This window comes from Glutamicibacter sp. NPDC127525 (assembly GCF_042672105.1).
GTDB lineage: Bacteria > Actinomycetota > Actinomycetes > Actinomycetales > Micrococcaceae > Glutamicibacter.
In genome coordinates, this window is sequence record NZ_JBHXVN010000005.1 from 210,990 (window position 1) to 227,309 (window position 16,320).

General features: G+C 63.9%; 13 protein-coding genes. 7 read left to right on the forward strand and 6 right to left on the reverse strand.

Annotated elements, in window-relative coordinates; all coding sequences use genetic code 11:
* Positions 1-326: 326 nt before the first annotated feature.
* Both ACFVHU_RS13385 and ACFVHU_RS13390 read right to left on the reverse strand, forming a co-directional pair.
* Positions 327-1,121, reverse strand: coding sequence for a carbon-nitrogen hydrolase family protein (locus tag ACFVHU_RS13385; protein WP_388024770.1), 795 nt, complete (start codon positions 1,119-1,121; stop codon positions 327-329).
* 75 nt (positions 1,122-1,196) lie between these two features.
* Complete coding sequence (locus ACFVHU_RS13390) at positions 1,197-2,225, reverse strand: aldo/keto reductase (RefSeq protein WP_388024771.1); 1,029 nt, start codon at positions 2,223-2,225, stop codon at positions 1,197-1,199.
* A gap of 193 nt (positions 2,226-2,418) precedes the next feature.
* On the opposite strand from ACFVHU_RS13390, the gene ACFVHU_RS13395 reads away from it, so the two are divergent.
* Positions 2,419-3,015, forward strand: a complete 597-nt coding sequence (locus ACFVHU_RS13395) for a TetR family transcriptional regulator (RefSeq protein WP_181148784.1) — start codon at positions 2,419-2,421, stop codon at positions 3,013-3,015.
* A gap of 13 nt (positions 3,016-3,028) precedes the next feature.
* On the opposite strand, the gene ACFVHU_RS13400 is transcribed toward ACFVHU_RS13395, so the two are convergent.
* A complete protein-coding gene (locus tag ACFVHU_RS13400; protein ID WP_388024772.1) occupies positions 3,029-3,616 on the reverse strand; it encodes a TetR family transcriptional regulator in 588 nt (195 codons plus the stop codon).
* A gap of 83 nt (positions 3,617-3,699) precedes the next feature.
* On the opposite strand from ACFVHU_RS13400, the gene ACFVHU_RS13405 reads away from it, so the two are divergent.
* On the forward strand, positions 3,700-4,476 hold the full coding sequence (locus tag ACFVHU_RS13405; RefSeq protein ID WP_388024774.1) for an SDR family NAD(P)-dependent oxidoreductase: 777 nt from the start codon (positions 3,700-3,702) through the stop codon (positions 4,474-4,476).
* A 136-nt stretch (positions 4,477-4,612) separates the two neighbouring features.
* On the opposite strand, the gene ACFVHU_RS13410 is transcribed toward ACFVHU_RS13405, so the two are convergent.
* A complete protein-coding gene (locus tag ACFVHU_RS13410; RefSeq protein WP_388024776.1) occupies positions 4,613-6,130 on the reverse strand; it encodes a cation:dicarboxylate symporter family transporter in 1,518 nt (505 codons plus the stop codon).
* A 444-nt stretch (positions 6,131-6,574) separates the two neighbouring features.
* Between ACFVHU_RS13410 and ACFVHU_RS13415 the strand changes: the two genes are divergently transcribed.
* A complete protein-coding gene (locus tag ACFVHU_RS13415; protein ID WP_388024777.1) occupies positions 6,575-8,428 on the forward strand; it encodes an ABC transporter ATP-binding protein in 1,854 nt (617 codons plus the stop codon).
* Between the two features lie 127 nt (positions 8,429-8,555).
* On the opposite strand, the gene ACFVHU_RS13420 is transcribed toward ACFVHU_RS13415, so the two are convergent.
* On the reverse strand, positions 8,556-9,329 hold the full coding sequence (locus tag ACFVHU_RS13420) for an IclR family transcriptional regulator (RefSeq protein ID WP_105656510.1): 774 nt from the start codon (positions 9,327-9,329) through the stop codon (positions 8,556-8,558).
* Between the two features lie 217 nt (positions 9,330-9,546).
* Between ACFVHU_RS13420 and ACFVHU_RS13425 the strand changes: the two genes are divergently transcribed.
* From ACFVHU_RS13425 to ACFVHU_RS13440, 4 genes are all read left to right on the forward strand, one after another.
* The gene (locus tag ACFVHU_RS13425; protein WP_388024780.1) at positions 9,547-10,932 is read left to right on the forward strand and encodes an NAD-dependent malic enzyme; all 1,386 of its coding nucleotides are present in this window, start codon (positions 9,547-9,549) and stop codon (positions 10,930-10,932) included.
* Positions 10,933-11,011: 79 nt separating this feature from the next.
* A complete protein-coding gene (gene aceB / locus ACFVHU_RS13430; protein WP_388024781.1) occupies positions 11,012-12,643 on the forward strand; it encodes a malate synthase A in 1,632 nt (543 codons plus the stop codon).
* Complete coding sequence (locus tag ACFVHU_RS13435) at positions 12,640-13,893, forward strand: DUF6986 family protein (protein ID WP_105656507.1); 1,254 nt, start codon at positions 12,640-12,642, stop codon at positions 13,891-13,893. The genes aceB and ACFVHU_RS13435 overlap by 4 nt, the downstream gene beginning before the upstream one ends.
* A 10-nt stretch (positions 13,894-13,903) precedes the next feature.
* Positions 13,904-14,740, forward strand: a complete 837-nt coding sequence (locus tag ACFVHU_RS13440; protein WP_388024782.1) for a bifunctional allantoicase/(S)-ureidoglycine aminohydrolase — start codon at positions 13,904-13,906, stop codon at positions 14,738-14,740.
* Between the two features lie 459 nt (positions 14,741-15,199).
* On the opposite strand, the gene ACFVHU_RS13445 is transcribed toward ACFVHU_RS13440, so the two are convergent.
* A complete protein-coding gene (locus tag ACFVHU_RS13445) occupies positions 15,200-16,255 on the reverse strand; it encodes a CobW family GTP-binding protein (RefSeq protein ID WP_388024784.1) in 1,056 nt (351 codons plus the stop codon).
* Positions 16,256-16,320 lie beyond the last annotated feature (65 nt).

The window sequence follows — 16,320 nt, forward strand, 5'->3', positions numbered from 1 at the left end:
GTGAATCAGTGTGCATCCTCGTCACCGCCAAGGGCGGCGTTCGGGCCACGATGGGCAGGCCGGCAGGCGGGCTGCGAGTAGTGCTGGCGATTCATCCGGCGACCGCAACACCGCTACGCTTCTGCCGCGCTTTCGCTGAATTCGCGACTAGATCCAGCGGGATATCCCTGGCATCGAAAAGCGCACGGGCGGAAACTCGGATTGGGCGAGCACATCCCCTCAAGGGTCCTGCTGGAAGCGCGCAGTGCTATCCGGGATCCCATCCTCGCCGCCGGCGCCAGCGATGAGCTGGCTGGCAAGCCTCAACGGCTGAGCCAACCGCTTGGCTACAGGTCGACCGCGTTGGCCAGCACCGGCAGCTGCTTGCGAGCGGCCTCGACCTGGCTGAGATCCAGATCGACTACCAGCAGCTCGGGTTCCGCACCGGCCCGGGCAATAATGCGTCCTAGCGGATCAACCACCACCGAGTGCCCGACGCCCAAAGGCGCGGTACCGGTGATCTTGCGTCCAATGCTTTCAGGATCAGCCTGGTCCACTGCCACCACGAACGTCGTCGCGTCCAAGGCGCGGGCCTGCGCAAGGGTGGTCCACTGCTCGGCCTTGCCCTCGCCCTGGCCCCACGAAGCGCTGACGATGTTGACCGCTGCACCAGCCTTCGCATGGCGGGTGAACAAGCGCGGGAACCGCAAGTCGTAGCAGGTGGCCAAGCCGATCGTCGTTCCCTCGTGCTCGAACTGCACCGGAGAAGTTCCGGGCGTCACCGAGTCCGACTCGGCATAGCCGAAGGCATCGTAGAGGTGGATCTTGTCATAGTGGGTATCTAGGCCTTCACCGGCGACCAGCAAGGTGTTGCGTACCCGGCCGCCTTCCCCAGGGGTGAACATGCCCACGGCAATGGTGATGCCTATATCCCGCGCCTGCTGGCGGATCAGTGTAGCCCAGGGCCCATCCAGGGGTTGCGCGTACTTGGCGAGATCGTGGCCGAAGGAAACCTGCATGGCCTCGGGGAAGACCACCAGCGTGGCGCCGGCTTCCTTTGCCCGGCGCGCATGATCGCGCACTGTTACCAGATTGCGCTGCGGATCAGCGGTGCTCAGAACCTGCGCCAAAGCGATTCTCATGGGATAGTCCTTTCCTGCTGCCAGCTGCTGGCTATGCGCTACCTTCACGACTCTACGCAGTAGCGATCAGCGAAGCTACATCCGGGCCATCTGCACCTCTTCACGGCCCTTGGACACCGACATCACGTCCTTTTGGCGCTCACCGTCCACCCGGGCAGCCAAGGCATCCAGCTGCGACATTGATTCCAGGGACAAGCGGACATCCAGCGCCACCAGATTATCCTCGAAGTGCGCGCTGAAGCGGGTCCCCGGAATCGGGGAGACGGCCACATTGAATGCGCGTGCTTTTTCATAAACCCACGCCAGTGACACCTGGGCGGTTGAAACACCTTCGCGCTGGGCCACCTCCGCGATGACTTGCCGCAATGGATGGTTGTGCTGCATGCGGGCCGCTTCGAAGCGCGGGAAGTTATGGCGGATGTCGTTGGCTTCAAGCTGCTGCAGGGAATCAACTTCCCCGGTGAAGTACCCGCGACCCAGCGACGCGTAGGTCACCAGGCCCACGCCGAGTTCACTGGCGGCTGGCAAGAGCCATCTTTCGATGTCCCGGCTGAAAATCGAGTACTCCATCTGGATCGCGGAAATTGGATGCACCTTGTGGGCTCGGCGCAGCTCCTCGGAAGTCACTTCGGACAAGCCGATGTGCCGGGCCTTCCCTGCTTCGACTAGCTCCTTGTAGGCTCCGACAGTCTCCTCGATTGGCACCCGGGAATCCACCCGGTGGTAGTAGTACAGGTCAACGTGGTCTACGCCCAGCCGCTGCAGGCTCGCATCCATGCATTTCTTGATGAAGTCCGGGTCGCCATTAGCGCGTGGGTCTCCCGGATTCTTCGGACGCACGATGCCCGCCTTGGTTGCCAGGGTGACTTCGCCGCGACGGGTTTTGAGCACCTGCGAGAGCAGGGTTTCGTTGTGCCCTTCGCCGTAGATGTTGGCGGTATCCAGAAACGTGACGCCGCGATCAAGAACATGGTTCAAGGCGCGCAGGGATTCGGCATCGTCGGCCGATCCGTAGGGCCCGCTCAGGGACATGCAACCAAAACCCTGCGAGGTGGCTTCCAACCCCTGGCCGAGGTCGATGCTGTTTGCGATCTGCTGTGCCATGGTGGTCCTTCGAGTAGTCAGTTTCTCTCTTCTTGAGCCTAGCGAAGCAGGATTCAGCGGTCATCATGTTCCGTGATTTATTGAGTTCCGTGAACTGCGACCGAAACGACACACCGTAGCTAAAGTGGCAATGACCAGCATAAAGAGACTGTGTCTCACTTCTGCCCTTGAATCTCAGAGTAAAATTCTTGCCATGGGAAGCGTGGTTCGCGATCGAGTGCGCGAAAAGATGAAAGTCGAGTTGGCGGAACAGGTTTATGCCGTGTTCGCCGAACGCGGCATGGAGAACGTCACCGCCCAGCAGGCAGCCCAGGCAATCGGAATATCCCGTGCCACGTTCTTCCGGTACTTCTCGTCAAAAGAGGACGCGGTAGTTACTGCGTTGCGTTCCATGACCGCGCACTTCTCCGACATGGCTAGCTCCATGTCTTCGCATCCGGGCGAGAGCTTGCTGGAGCTTTTGCGCCGCAGCTTTGAATCGGCAGTAGTATTCGCTGAGCAGGATCCGGTGGCGATGCAGGGCCGCATTGAGCTGGTCAGGAGCACCCCTGCGCTCCGGGCCAGCTGGCAGGAATCCCGGCGAGAGCAGCAGGTAGCGCTGGCCCAGGCGCTGTCGCCGTTCTGCGCGAACCAGCGGCTGGCTGAAACCGCCGCGTTGCTGGGTCTGGCCCTTTACGACCATGCACTGACCCGTTGGGTTGGGACGGCGGGCAGTACACTTCGCGAGATCCTCGACGAAGCCTTCGACTTCGCCGCCATGATCGATGACAACTGGGCGGAGAAGCGCTAGCAACCGCTACAGGCTACGGCAAGCGAAGCACCTTGATCGCCTCGGCCAAGTACGGTTCCGGGCTGGGGTCAGCAGATTGCGCCCAGCTGATCCATGCTGCAAAAGTCACCGTGCCGAATGCCAGCGCCAGATAGGGCGCCGCCTGCGCGCTGACCCCGCCTTCCGAGAAATGCCGCAGCACCCGCTCGTTGTCCTTGCCCATCCGCATCGACGCCTGGGCCAGGAGCTCGGGCTGGTCCGCGATAAGCCGCAAGCGTCCTCGCGTGACCTCCGGGTCCGGCAGCGAATCGAAAGCTGCCACCGCAGCAGCGTGCATGGCACCCACCAGGTCGTGGCCCTCCTGCTTCGCCGAGGCGAAGGCGCCGTCTGAAATGGCCGAAGCTTCCAGCAGGCCGCCCCACACCAAATCAGCCTTGGAAGCGAAATAGCGATAGAGGCTCTTGCGTCCGATTCTCGCTTCTTCGGCAATTTGCGCCATCGAAACTTCGCCATAGCCATGCTTGGCAAAGAGCGCCAGGGCGGTGCGGGCCACGGAGTCGGGATCAATGGACTGCGGGCGCCCAGGCAGGTGCGTGGCAACGGAATCTTGGGTGTCAGGCATATCCCAATTATGGCCCATTGAGTTAAGACACAGTGTGTCATAATATGAAACTACCAATTCATCGGCAACCAGAAGGAACGGTTATGGGCATGGAAAACGCATGGCAGGAAAAGGTCACCGCAGAACGTTTTGCCGGCAAGACAGTGGTGGTCACTGGCGCCGGTTCGGGCATCGGCAAGGCCACCGCGCTGCGCGTGGCCAAGGAAGGCGGCAAGGTGATCGCCGCGGACATCAGCCGCGAACGGCTCGATGAGCTTGTTGCCGAGAACCCGGATCTGGACTTTGCCGTCGTGGCCGGCGACATCACCGACCAAGCGGTAGTGGACCAGGTAGTGGCAGCTGGCGAAGGGCGGATCGATGCGCTGGCCAACGTCGCCGGCATTATGGACAAGTTCGAGCCGATCCACGAGATCGAGGACTCGACCTGGGAACGGGTCATGAATGTGAACGTCAATTCCGTTCTGAAGCTGACCCGTTCGGTGGTCCCGCTGATGCTCGAGGCCGGCCAGGGCAACGTGGTCAATGTCGCTTCGGAAGCTGGCCTGCGCGGCTCGGCCGCCGGCATCGCATACACCGCCTCGAAGCACGCGGTCATCGGCATGACCAAGAACTCGGCTGTCATGTATGGCAAGAAGGGGCTGCGTTTCAACGCAGTGGCACCGGGTGCGGTGCAGACCAATATCGAGGCTCCAATGGCCTCCGAATTCGCCCAGCAGGTGATCCCTCCGCTGATGGGCATCATTCCGGGCATGGCTACCGCAAGCCAGCTCGCCGCCTCGATCACCTTCCTGCTCAGCGAGGACAGCACCAACATCAACGGCGTGGTCCTGGCTTCGGATACCGGCTGGAGCGCCATCTAGCAAGGCCTGCCTGGAGACGAGTTTCCCTGCCAGCAGGTGGAACGGCCATCGGCCGGGGTGCACTGGAAAGCTCCAGTGCACCCCGGCCGATTAGCTCTCAAGGTCCCCGCAGTTGTCCGTGCGGCAACCGCCTGACTCAGCTGCGCGCTTCTGCGCGTTCCTCATCGGGGTAGCTTTTTTGCGTGGCCGCAGCTGCTTCGGCTTCGGTTGCCGGGCTCATATCGAACTTGAGCAGGGCCTCCGGGGTGGGGCCACCGCCGAACTTCGGTGAAGGCTGGCCGCCGTTGGCTACGCGTTCGGCCTCCATGGCTTCCCATTCCTCATCGCGTCCGAGCATGCGGGCCGAGTCCTCATTGGTGATTTCCCCGGCGAAGGCGCGCTTCATTGCCTCGCGGTCGAACTGCCCTTCCCATTTGGCGACCACGAAGGTGGCCACGCAGTTGCCCAGCAGGTTCACGGCAACGCGCATCGAATCCATGATGCGGTCCGCGCCCAGCAACAGGGCCACGCCGGCCACCGGGAAAATGCCCAGGGCGGCTGCCGTCGCCGATAGGGCCAAGAACGAGGATCCAGGGACGCCGGCCATGCCCTTGGAAGTCAGCAGCAGGATACCCAGGGCGGCAAGCTGCTGCCCAAAGCTGAGATTGTGGCCGAACGCCTGGGCCAGGAACAGCAGTGAGATGGACAAGTAGATGGCCGCACCGTCGAGGTTGAAGGAATATCCGGTCGGGACCACCAAGCCGGTGGTGGCGCGGGAGCATCCGGCGTTGGTCAGCTTGGTCATGATGCGAGGCATCACCGACTCGGTTGATGCGGTGCCCAGGGCCAGCAGGAATTCCTCGCGGGTGTACTTGATGAATTGCCACAGCGGAACCCGGGCAAATCCCCAGGCGATCAGGAAGAGGATGCCGATGAACAGCAGGGCCGCGGCGTAGCAGGCGAGAATCAATTTCGCATAGGTGCCCAGTGTCTCGATGCCGTATTGGCCGATGATGAAGCCCATGGCGCCGAAGGCACCCAGGGGTGCGACCCGCATGACCCAGCTCATGACCTTGAAGATCAGCTCCAGGACGTTCTCGAACACCGCGAGCAGCGGTGCGCAGCGTTCCTGGCCGACCACCACGATGGCTGCGCCGAAGAAGACCGAGAAGAACAGCACCTGCAGCAAGTTATTATCCGCGAAGGCGCCGATGACGCTGACCGGGATGATTCCCAGGATGAAGTCGGCGGCCCCCTTGGCCTCTCCGGATTTCTCTTCGATGGCCCCGGCGTCGAGGGATGACGGGTCGATGTTCAACCCGGCGCCTGGCTGGAAGAGGTTGGCAATGATCAGGCCGAAGACCAGGGCGAAGAGTGTGGCGCAGGTGAAGTAGACCAATGCCTTGACGCCAACGCGTCCCACTGCCTTGACATCGCCCACCGCCGCAATGCCGGTGACAATCACCAGGAAGATCAGCGGGGCGATGATCATCTTGATCAGCATGATGAATCCGTCGCCCAGCGGGCGCAACTCGGATCCGACCTTCGGCAGGAAGTGGCCGATCAAGACGCCGGCGACGATTGCGACGCCAAGCTGGAAGAACAGGGAAGTGTAGAAAGGTTTCTTGGTGGTTGGCTCAGCGACCCGGAAGTCGTCTGCGGATTTGATTTTCATGGCTGCTCCTGAGGATGGACTCGCTCCGAGGTATGTGCCCGTGGCTTGGATGGTGTCAACTGTAGGGCACGTCACAATATTCCGCAATGAAAAAAGATAATTTCGTTATGCGGAATGAATTCCTTCTGGATTATGGAATTAATCCGTGTTTGATAGGCATTTATCTGGCTCCGAGTACCGCTGTGCCGATGGCGGCAGCGTTGGGCGTGTCACGCGCCATCGGGGGCTCGTGCTGTGCCGCGCGGGGCCGGCGAGGAATGAACCCGGGGGTACCGCTGTTCTTGATGCAGGGATCCCGGTTATTGCGCGTCGGGCAATCGGGCTGTGTCGCCCGGGCTGACCGCCGTAAGCTGACCCTACCTGGAAGTCGCGGATGGCTTACTGGGATCATGGACACAGGTGGAACCCACCGATTACTCCCAGCAGGATTGAGAGCACTCACTTATGAGCATGGAAAGCGCCGCCTGGCATTCGCTATGGAAGCTGTCAGGAGACAAGGGCAAGGCCTACGCTCCAACCACGCCTAAGCGAGTGCTGAAGTTCGCAGCCAGCTACAAGTCCCGGCTGCTGGTCTTCGTCGTCTTCTCCATCTTCGCCGCCGTCCTGGCCGTGATCACCCCGGTGCTCGCCGGACGGGTGGTCGACGAAGTCGTCGCGCAATCCGGGGTGCGGACGATCATCAACTTGGCTCTGGTCATGGCGGTGATCGCGATCCTGGATGCGGTGGTGTCCGTCGTGGTCCGCTGGTTCTCCTCGCGCTTGGGCGAGGGCATCATCTATGACCTGCGCACCGCAGTCTTCGACCATGTGCAGAAGATGCCGGTGGCATTCTTCTCGCGCACCAGGACCGGTGCGCTGGTCAGCCGCTTGAACAACGATGTCATCGGCGCGCAATCCGCCTTCGCCGGAACCCTTTCCGGGCTGGTCTCCAATACCGTGGCGCTGGTGCTCACCGCTGCGGTCATGTTCACCACCTCGTGGCAGGTCACGCTGATCGCTCTGGTGCTGCTGCCGATTTTCCTCTTGCCCGCCCGCCATTTCGGCAGGTCCGTGGCCCTGTTGCGTCGTGAATCCGCGGACCTGAACGCGACCATGGGCAACCAGATGACCGAGCGCTTCTCCGCCCCCGGCGCCACCTTGATCAAGCTTTTCGGCCGTCCCAAGGACGAGTCCGAGCAGTTCGCGCTGCGTGCCGGCAAGGTGCGGGATATCGGCGTCAAGATGGCCATGCGCCAGTTCTACTTCGTCGCCGCACTGACCCTGGTTGCGGCCCTGGCACTCGCCCTGGTCTACGGTCTGGGCGGCATGTACGCGGTACGTGGCGATCTGGCCGCCGGCGACGTGGTGGTCCTGGGCATGCTGCTCACCCGCCTCTACACGCCGCTGACCGCACTGGCCAACGCGCGCGTGGAAATCACCAGCGCGCTGGTCAGCTTCGACCGGGTCTTCGAGGTGCTGGACTTGGAGCCGCTGATTGCCGATGCCCCGAACGCCCGCCGCCTCGAGGCCGGGGCGGTGCCGGTGAGATTCAACCACGTGAGCTTCTCCTACCCGAGCGCCGACAAGGTCTCGCTGGCTTCGCTGGAAGAAGTAGCCATCCTGGACACCCGCGGCGGCGAAGAGGTCCTGCACGATATCGACTTCGAGATCCCCGCGGGCCAAACCTACGCGCTGGTGGGCTCCTCGGGTGCGGGCAAGTCCACCATCGCCTCGCTGCTGGCGCGCCTGTACGACGTGGATTCGGGCAGTGTTGAACTGGCCGGCGAGGATATCCGCCAGCTTGAGCTCGATTCGCTGCGTTCGACGGTGTCCATGGTGACCCAGGACGGGCACCTCTTCCACGAGAGCATCCGCTCCAACCTGACGCTGGCCCGGCCCGAAGCGACCGAAGAGCAGATCTGGGAGGCGCTGGAGCGTGCCCGGCTGAAGCCGGTGATCGCTTCCTTGCCCGATGGCCTGGATACCGTGGTGGGCGAGCGGGGCTACCGGCTTTCCGGTGGCGAACGCCAGCGCATGACCATTGCCCGTCTGCTGCTGGCAGCACCCCAGGTAGTCATCCTGGATGAGGCGACGGCGGCCCTGGACTCGTCGAATGAAGCGGCGGTGCAGGCGGCGCTGGGCGAGGCGCTGGCAGACCGCACGGCGCTGATCATTGCCCACCGCCTGTCGACCATCCGCTCGGCGGACCAGATCCTGGTCGTGGAGGGCGGGCGCATCGTCGAGCGCGGAACCCACAGCGAGCTGCTGGCCTTCGGCGGACGCTATAGCGAGCTGCACGAAACCCAGTTCGCGCAGTAGCACGCCTGTTCGCCGGCTCCATAGGTGTTCCGGCACCAGCGCGAACTGAGATGCCCGCCTGGGCGGTCGATGCCATCGACTGCCCAGGCGGGCATCTTTGCTTGCGTGCCGGAATCGCCAAGCGCGGCTAGTCCGCCGCGGCCACCAGCTGGCGTCCCAGCTCGCGGGCCGCCTCCTGCAATACCGGCACCGCGCTGTCGATGAAGGCCTCGTCAACGCGGGTCACCGGCCCGGAAACCGAGATGGCCATCGGCGTTGGCGCGCCCGGTACTGGCACGGCGATGCAGCGAACCCCTAGTTCCTGCTCTTCCTCGTCGATGGCGTAGCCGCGTTCGCGGGTGGCCTCGACATCGGTGAACAGCTTGCCCAGGGTGGTGATGGTGTTCGCGGTCTTCGGGGGCATGCCCGCCTGCGAGACCAAACGCTGCACGCGCTCGTCATCCAGCACCGAGAGCACGGCCTTGCCGACCCCGGAATTGTGCAGCATGGCGCGGCGTCCGACTTCGGTGATCATGCGCATCGAGTGGGCTGACTGCACCTGGGCGATGTAGGTGACCATGTCTCCGTCGAGCACCGCGATATTCGCCGATTCGCCCAGCTTCGCGACCAGATCCTTCAGCGCAGGGGAGGCCAAGGCGCCCAGCTGGCGGTTGGCTACTTCGCCCAGCCGGATCAGCCGCGGGCCCAGTGAATAGCGGCGGTTGGGCAGCTGGCGCACGTAGCCCACGCCGACCAGGGTGCGCAGCAGGCGGTGGATGGTCGGCAATGGCAGGGGAGTATCGGCGGCAAGCTCGCTGAGCGCGGCTTCGCCGCCGGCACGGGCGATGACTTCCAGGAGCTCGAAAGCACGTTCGACGGACTGGACTCCGCCGGTGGTGGACTTGCTGGAAGTCTGCGTCATCTTTGCTCCTAATAAAGGCACTGGTTTTCGGAAGAGGGCTGCGCATTACTTCTACGATGCGAAATCCTAGTCCCAAGAATAGCGCAGAATCAGGCTTTTCTTCCACGATCCGATATTAACTCGGCAAAAAATCGTGCTGGGCGCCACAAAACACTCTTGCATTTTCATTTTGAGGATAATAGTATCCACTATACGGAAACTTTTACAGGAGGATCAGATGGCAGCACCAAGCCCGGGATATTCACTCACGCTTCGCGTCCAGACACCTGCGTCGATTACCGCGACCAGCGAGCTGGCCGGCGCGGTCGGTTCGGCCGGCGCGCACATCACCGCCCTGGATGTCACCGAGTCCAACCACACCCACATGGTGGTGGACGTTTCCTGCAACACCACCGACGTGGCCCACGGCGAGACCGTGCGCGCGGCGCTGGATAGCCTCGATGGCGTGAGCGTGCGCAACGTCTCGGACCGCACCTTCCTGATGCACCTTGGCGGCAAGCTCTCGGTGACCCCCAAGGTCGCCCTGCGCAACCGCGATGACCTCTCCCGCGCCTACACCCCGGGTGTCGCCCGCGTCTGCATGGCCATCGCCGAGAACCCTGCCGATGCGCGCAACCTGACGGTCAAGCGCAACACCATCGCCGTGGTCACCGACGGCTCGGCCGTGCTGGGGCTGGGCAATATCGGCCCGGCCGCAGCCCTGCCGGTCATGGAAGGCAAGGCGGCGCTGTTCAAGCAGTTCGCCGATGTCGATGCCTGGCCGGTCTGCCTGGACACCCAGGACACCGAGGAGATCATCATGATCGTCAAGGCGCTGGCACCGGTCTACGGCGGGGTGAACCTCGAAGACATCGCCGCCCCGCGCTGCTTCGAAATCGAGGCCCGGCTGCGCGAAGAACTGGACATCCCGGTCTTCCACGACGACCAGCACGGCACCGCAATTGTCACCCTGGCCGCGCTGCTCAACGCGGTGAAGGTCGTGGACAAGAAGATCGAGGACCTGCGCATCGTGGTCTCCGGGGTCGGCGCGGCCGGCAACGCGATCATCCAGCTGCTCATGGCCCGCGGCGCGCAGAACATCATCGCCTGCGGACGCAGTGGCGCGATCACCCGCAACGAAGCCTACGCCGATGCGCACCGCACCTGGCTGGCGGAAAACACCAATCCGCAGAACTTCACCGGTACCCTGAAGGAAGCCATCGCCGGCGCGGATGTCTTCATCGGCGTCTCGGCCCCGAACGTGCTGGACGAAGCCGATATCGCCGCCATGAACGAGCGCGCCATCGTCTTCGCCATGGCCAACCCGGATCCCGAGGTGGACCCGGAACTGGCCGGCCGCCACGCGGCGGTGGTCGCCACCGGGCGCAGCGACTTCCCCAACCAGATCAACAACGTCCTGGCATTCCCAGGTTTCTTCCGCGGGCTGCTGGATGCAGGCGTCACCGAGATCACCGACGCCATGCTCCTGGCCGCCGCGGACGCCATTGCCGCGCGGGTCAGCGAATCAGAGCTGAACCCCGGATTCATCATCCCGTCGGTATTCGACCCACAGGTCGCCTCCGATGTGGCCATGGCAGTGCAGGACGCAGCCGCCGCCAAGTAGGCGCTGCGCAGCAAGACCCTAGGGTGCATGTCAACGCACCCTTCATTGGAACAGAGCACAAGAAGTTAAGGAACAACCCATGAGTATTGAAACCACCAGCATCCCCGACGTCGCCGATGCCCAGCAGATCCTCTCGGGCGAAGCGCTGGCCTTCATCGAGAAGCTGCACCAGAAGTTCGCTGGCACCCGCGATCAGCTGCTGGCCGCACGCGGCGTGCGCCGCCAGCAGTTCTCCGATGCCAAGTCCATCGACTTCGATCCGCAGACCGAATCCGTGCGCACCGGCGACTGGAAGGTCGCCGAAGCCCCAGAGGCGCTGCGCGACCGCCGCGTGGAGATCACCGGCCCGGCCTCCCCGGCCAAGATGGCCATCAACGCGCTGAACTCCGGCGCCAAGGTCTGGCTGGCCGACCTGGAAGATGCTTCCACTCCGAGCTGGTTCAATGTCATCGATGCGATCTCCAATCTCTCGGCCGCCGCCCGGGGCACCTTGGCCTTCACCGATGCGAAAACCGGCAAGTCCTACGCGCTGCGCACCGACGCCCCGCGCGCGGTCGTGGTGGTCCGCCCCCGCGGCTGGCACCTGCCGGAGAACAATGTGCTCATCGACGGCAATCCGGCGGTCGGTGCACTGGTCGACTTCGGCCTGCACTTCTTCCACAATGCCAAGGTGCTCGCCGAATCGGGACAGGGCCCGTTCTACTACCTGCCGAAGATGGAGCACTACCTGGAATCGCGCCTGTGGAACGAGGTCTTCACCTTCGCCCAGGCCGAGCTGGGCATCGCCCACGGAACCGTGCGCGCCACCATGCTCATCGAGACCATCCCGGCCGCCTTCCAGATGGAGGAATTCCTCTACGAGCTGCGCGAGCACGCCTCTGGCCTGAACGCGGGCCGCTGGGACTACCTGTTCTCCATCATCAAGACCTTCCGCGAAGCCGGCGAAGCGTTCATCATGCCCGACCGCTCGGCCGTATCGATGACCGCGCCGATGATGCGCGCCTACACCGAGCTGCTGGTCAAGACCTGCCACAAGCGCGGGGCTTTCGCCATGGGCGGCATGGCGGCGTTCATCCCGAACCGCCGCGAACCAGAAGTTACCGCCGCCGCCTTCGACAAGGTCCGCGAGGACAAGTCCCGTGAGGCCAACGACGGATTCGACGGCTCCTGGGTCGCCCACCCTGACCTGGTTGAGCTGTGCAAGGAGATTTTCGACGCGAAGCTCGGCGAGAAGCCGAACCAGATCGGCCGCCAGCGCCCGGAGGTCGAGGTCACCGCGGCCCAGCTGCTGGACGTGGCCAGCGCTCCTGGCGATGTCACCGAGGCCGGCGTGCGCGCCAACCTCTACGTGGCCGTGAACTACGTGGCCGTGTGGCTCTCGGGCAACGGCGCGGTCGCCATCCACAACCTGATGGAAGACGCCGCCACCGCGGAGATCTCGCGCTCGCAGATCTGGCAGCAGATCCGCAACCAGGTGGTCGCCGCCGACACCGGCAACACCATCACCGCCGAACTGGTTGCTGGCATTCTCGCCGAAGAGGTTGAACGCCTGCGCGCGGAGGTCGACAATGAAGAGCACTTCAACGCCTACTACCAGCCGGCAGCGGAACTGATCGCGAAACTGACCAGCGGCAAGGACGAGGATTTCGCGGACTTCCTCACCACCCCAGCCTACGAACTCTTGGAAAAGGAATACGTGACCAAGCCATGAGCAACACCTTCGATGAGTCCACGCTTGCCAGCGTAGAAGCAAAGCTGGCCGCCACCGACCGGCTGCTGGAAACCTCCTACCCGGGGGATACCGGAGCCCGCCAGCCGATCCATACCGTGTACGTCCCCGGGGACAAGTACACCGTGGACCTCCCAGAACGTTGGGGCCACAACGCAGTAGCCACTGCCGGAGGACTGATTGGCCTATCCGCCTTGGCGGCCAAGCTCAAGCTGGCCGAACCAGAGCGCTTGGCGGAACTGGTTGGCGCGAAGCTGGCAAGCGAACCCATCGAAGATCTGCGCCTCGATTTCGAGGACGGCTACGGCAACCGCACGGATGCCGAGGAGGACGCCGCAGTGCTTGCCGCGGCCGACTCGGTATCCGCCGCGGTGGCCGCCGGCAAAGCCCCGGCCTGCATCGGCATCCGCTTCAAATGCTTCGAAGCACCCACCCGGGCCCGCGGGATCCGCACCCTGGACCTGTTCATCACCCGGCTTCTGGCCAACGGTCCGCTGCCCGAGGGCCTGCGCCTGACCCTGCCCAAGGTGACCACCGTGGCCCAGGTCGAGTCCATGGTCTACCTGGCCGAGAAGCTGGAAGAAGCCCACGGGCTGGAAGCCGGACGCATCCGCTTCGAAGTGCAGGTGGAAACCCCGCAGGTCATCCTGGCCGCCAACGGAACCCATCCGGTGGCCCAGCTGATCGCCTCGGGCAAGGGCCGGGTATCCTCGCTGCACTACGGAACCTACGACTACTCCGCGTCGCTGGGCGTGGCCGCCGGATACCAGTCCATGGAGCACCCGGTAGCGGACTTCGCCAAGGACGTCATGCAGGTGGCCGTAGCCGGCACCGGGGTGGAACTGTCCGACGGCTCCACCAACATCATCCCGGCCGGCGACCCGGAGAACATTGCGGCCGCCTGGGAACTGCACGCCCGCCTGGTCTCCCGCCACCTGTCCCGCGGCATCTACCAGGGCTGGGACATGCACGAGAATCAGCTGGTCACCCGCTACCTGGCCACCTTCGCCTTCTTCCGCGAAGGCCTGCAGGCAGCCGGAACCCGGTTGCGCAACTACGTCCACCAGATCAACTCGGCCATCATGGACGAGCCGGCCACCGCACGGGCCCTGGCCCGCTACATCCACCGCGGGGTGGCCTGCGGTGCGGTCAGCGCCGACGAGGTCACCGAACTAGCCCAGATCACCCTGCCCGAACTCGAGGCGATCGCCTTGAACCGCTCCCACGCCTAAGGACAACACCATGACTGTTCCAGCCATCCAGAACTCCTCGTCGTACTACTCGGACTTCGGCGGCCACCCGCCGCAGAGCGATCTGCTCACCGACCGGGCCATCGTCACCGAGGCCTATACCGTGATCCCCAAGGGCGTGCTGCGCGACATCGTCACCAGCGTCTTCCCCGAGTGGACCAACACCCGTGCCTGGGTGCTCAACCGCCCGGTCGCCGGCGGGGCCACCACCTTCTCCCAAGCCATCGTGGAAGTTGCCCCGGGCGGCGGCGCCACCAAGCCGGAGCCGCAGGCCCAGGTGCAGGGATTCATCTTCGTGCTCACCGGGCAGCTGACCCTTCTCATCGAGGGCACCGAGCATGTGCTGGTGGACGGCGGCTTCGCCTACCTGCCAGCCGGCGCCAACTGGTCCGCCCGCAATGACGGCACCGAGACCACCAGCTTCCACTGGCTGCGCAAGCGCTACGAAGTCCTAGCCGGCGTCGCCGCTCCGGGCCCGGTCGTGGGCAACGAACGCGACATCGAGCCTGGCCCGATGCCGGGCACCGATGGCAAGTGGCGCACCACCCGCATGCTCGATCCCGACGATGTGGCCTTCGACTTCGGCGTGAATATCGTGACCTTCGAACCGGGCGCATCCATCCCGTTCGCCGAAACCCACGTCATGGAGCATGGTCTGTACGTGCTCGAAGGCAAGGGCGTGTACCGGATGAATGGCGACTGGGTCGAGGTCGAAGCCGGGGACTACATGTCACTGCGCGCCTTCTGCCCCCAGGCTTGCTACGCCGGCGGCCCGGAGAACTTCCGCTACCTGCTCTACAAGGACCAGAACCGCCAGATCGCGTTGTAAGCGTTCATTTCCAGAGACTGCCGGGGCCGCACCCCGCGCTGACCCGCCGGCCATCGGCGCACCGTGTCCATTTCATGTTCCAGTGATGTTTCTTTTGCTCGGACATGGTGGGCTGACGGCAGGGTCGCGCGGGATGCGGCCTTCGGTTTTGGCGACCCGGGGCTGTTTCGTGAAGATCCAAGGATCACTTGGAACCGCTCATCGAAACCATCGGCAATACCGGGCGTCATCCCGGCAATCGCGGGGAGCACGGAATCGTCCAACGTTGGACGGGTTGGAATTGGGACTCATCACTGGAGTCGCGGGCAGCACTTGAGTTATTTCCGAAGGCTTGGCCTGTTTGGGACGTGCCCCTATGCACCGGGCGCGAACTGGATGCGAACGCGGCTCGATGTTGCAGGTCGAGACGGGGCAGCGGATGCCCTCGTTGCCAACTCGCAGGCATCAGTGCCGCAGCAGCTAGAACTCTTCAGCGTCAACCTTGGCCGGAGCATCTGCGACATCGCTGCTCAAAATCAACCGCCGTTCCAAACGGGTGAGATTTCCCGGCGAAGGATCAAGTCGTGCTGGTTCCAAGGCGGCCGCTAATGCCGCGCCAACCGCTTCCTCGTCCAAGTTCATTCCCACGGCGACCAGCGCGTCATCGGCCGGATCGCTGTGGGCCGCTGCTTTCGCGAAATGGATCTGCCGGCCCACCATATTGACCAGGAAGCGCTGCGTGCCGCGATCGGTGCGCAGTTTTACATGCCCCTTGAGCCGGTAGGCCGCAGCAGGCGGGTGCTCCAGCAGGTCCAAGAGGGCACCCGGATCCGCCGCTTCGGGGCAGCGCACCGTCACCGCGTTGGCGTGCGGAGCATGCTCGTGGTCGTGGTGCGGGCGGGAGGCAGCCGCCAACGGCAACTCGTCGATCGGGTCTTCGTTCAGGGCGATGTCGAAGACCAGCTCGGGGTCTATGGCGGCGTGCGACGCCGGGATGATGGCCACGTGCGGGTTGATTTCGCGGATCCGTCCGCTGATCCTGGCCAGGACCGCGTCGCGGTGTTCCGGGGCAATGCGGTCCAGCTTGTTGACCACCGCCATGCTGGTGGCGCTGAAGCGGGCCGGGGCCATCGCCGCGGTATCCACGGTGTGCTCATGCTCCACCGCGTCGATCACGTCGATGATGCCGCCGAAGCGTACCCCGTGGGCCTTGCCGAAACGCAGCAGCCGATCCACGTTCAGCGGGTCGGCCGCGCCGCTGGCCTCCACGATGATGGCATCCAGGCGCAGCTTCGGCTGGCCCAGCTTCTCCAGCAGCTCGTCCAGGTCGCTGCTATCGGACAGGCAGCAAACGCAGCCGCCGGCAATGGATTCGGCCGCATCGATCTGGCCGGTGATCAGCCCGGTATCCACGTTGACCTTGCCGATGTCGTTGATGATGACCCCGACGCGGGTACCCGGGCGGGTCAGCAAGCGGTTGAGCAGGCTGGTCTTGCCTGCACCCAGATATCCGGTGAGCACGATGACAGGGATCAATGCCGGCTCCTTTTCACTTCGACAAGCGGGCCGAATCCATTCTCCTTGCAGGGCCAACCGTTGCC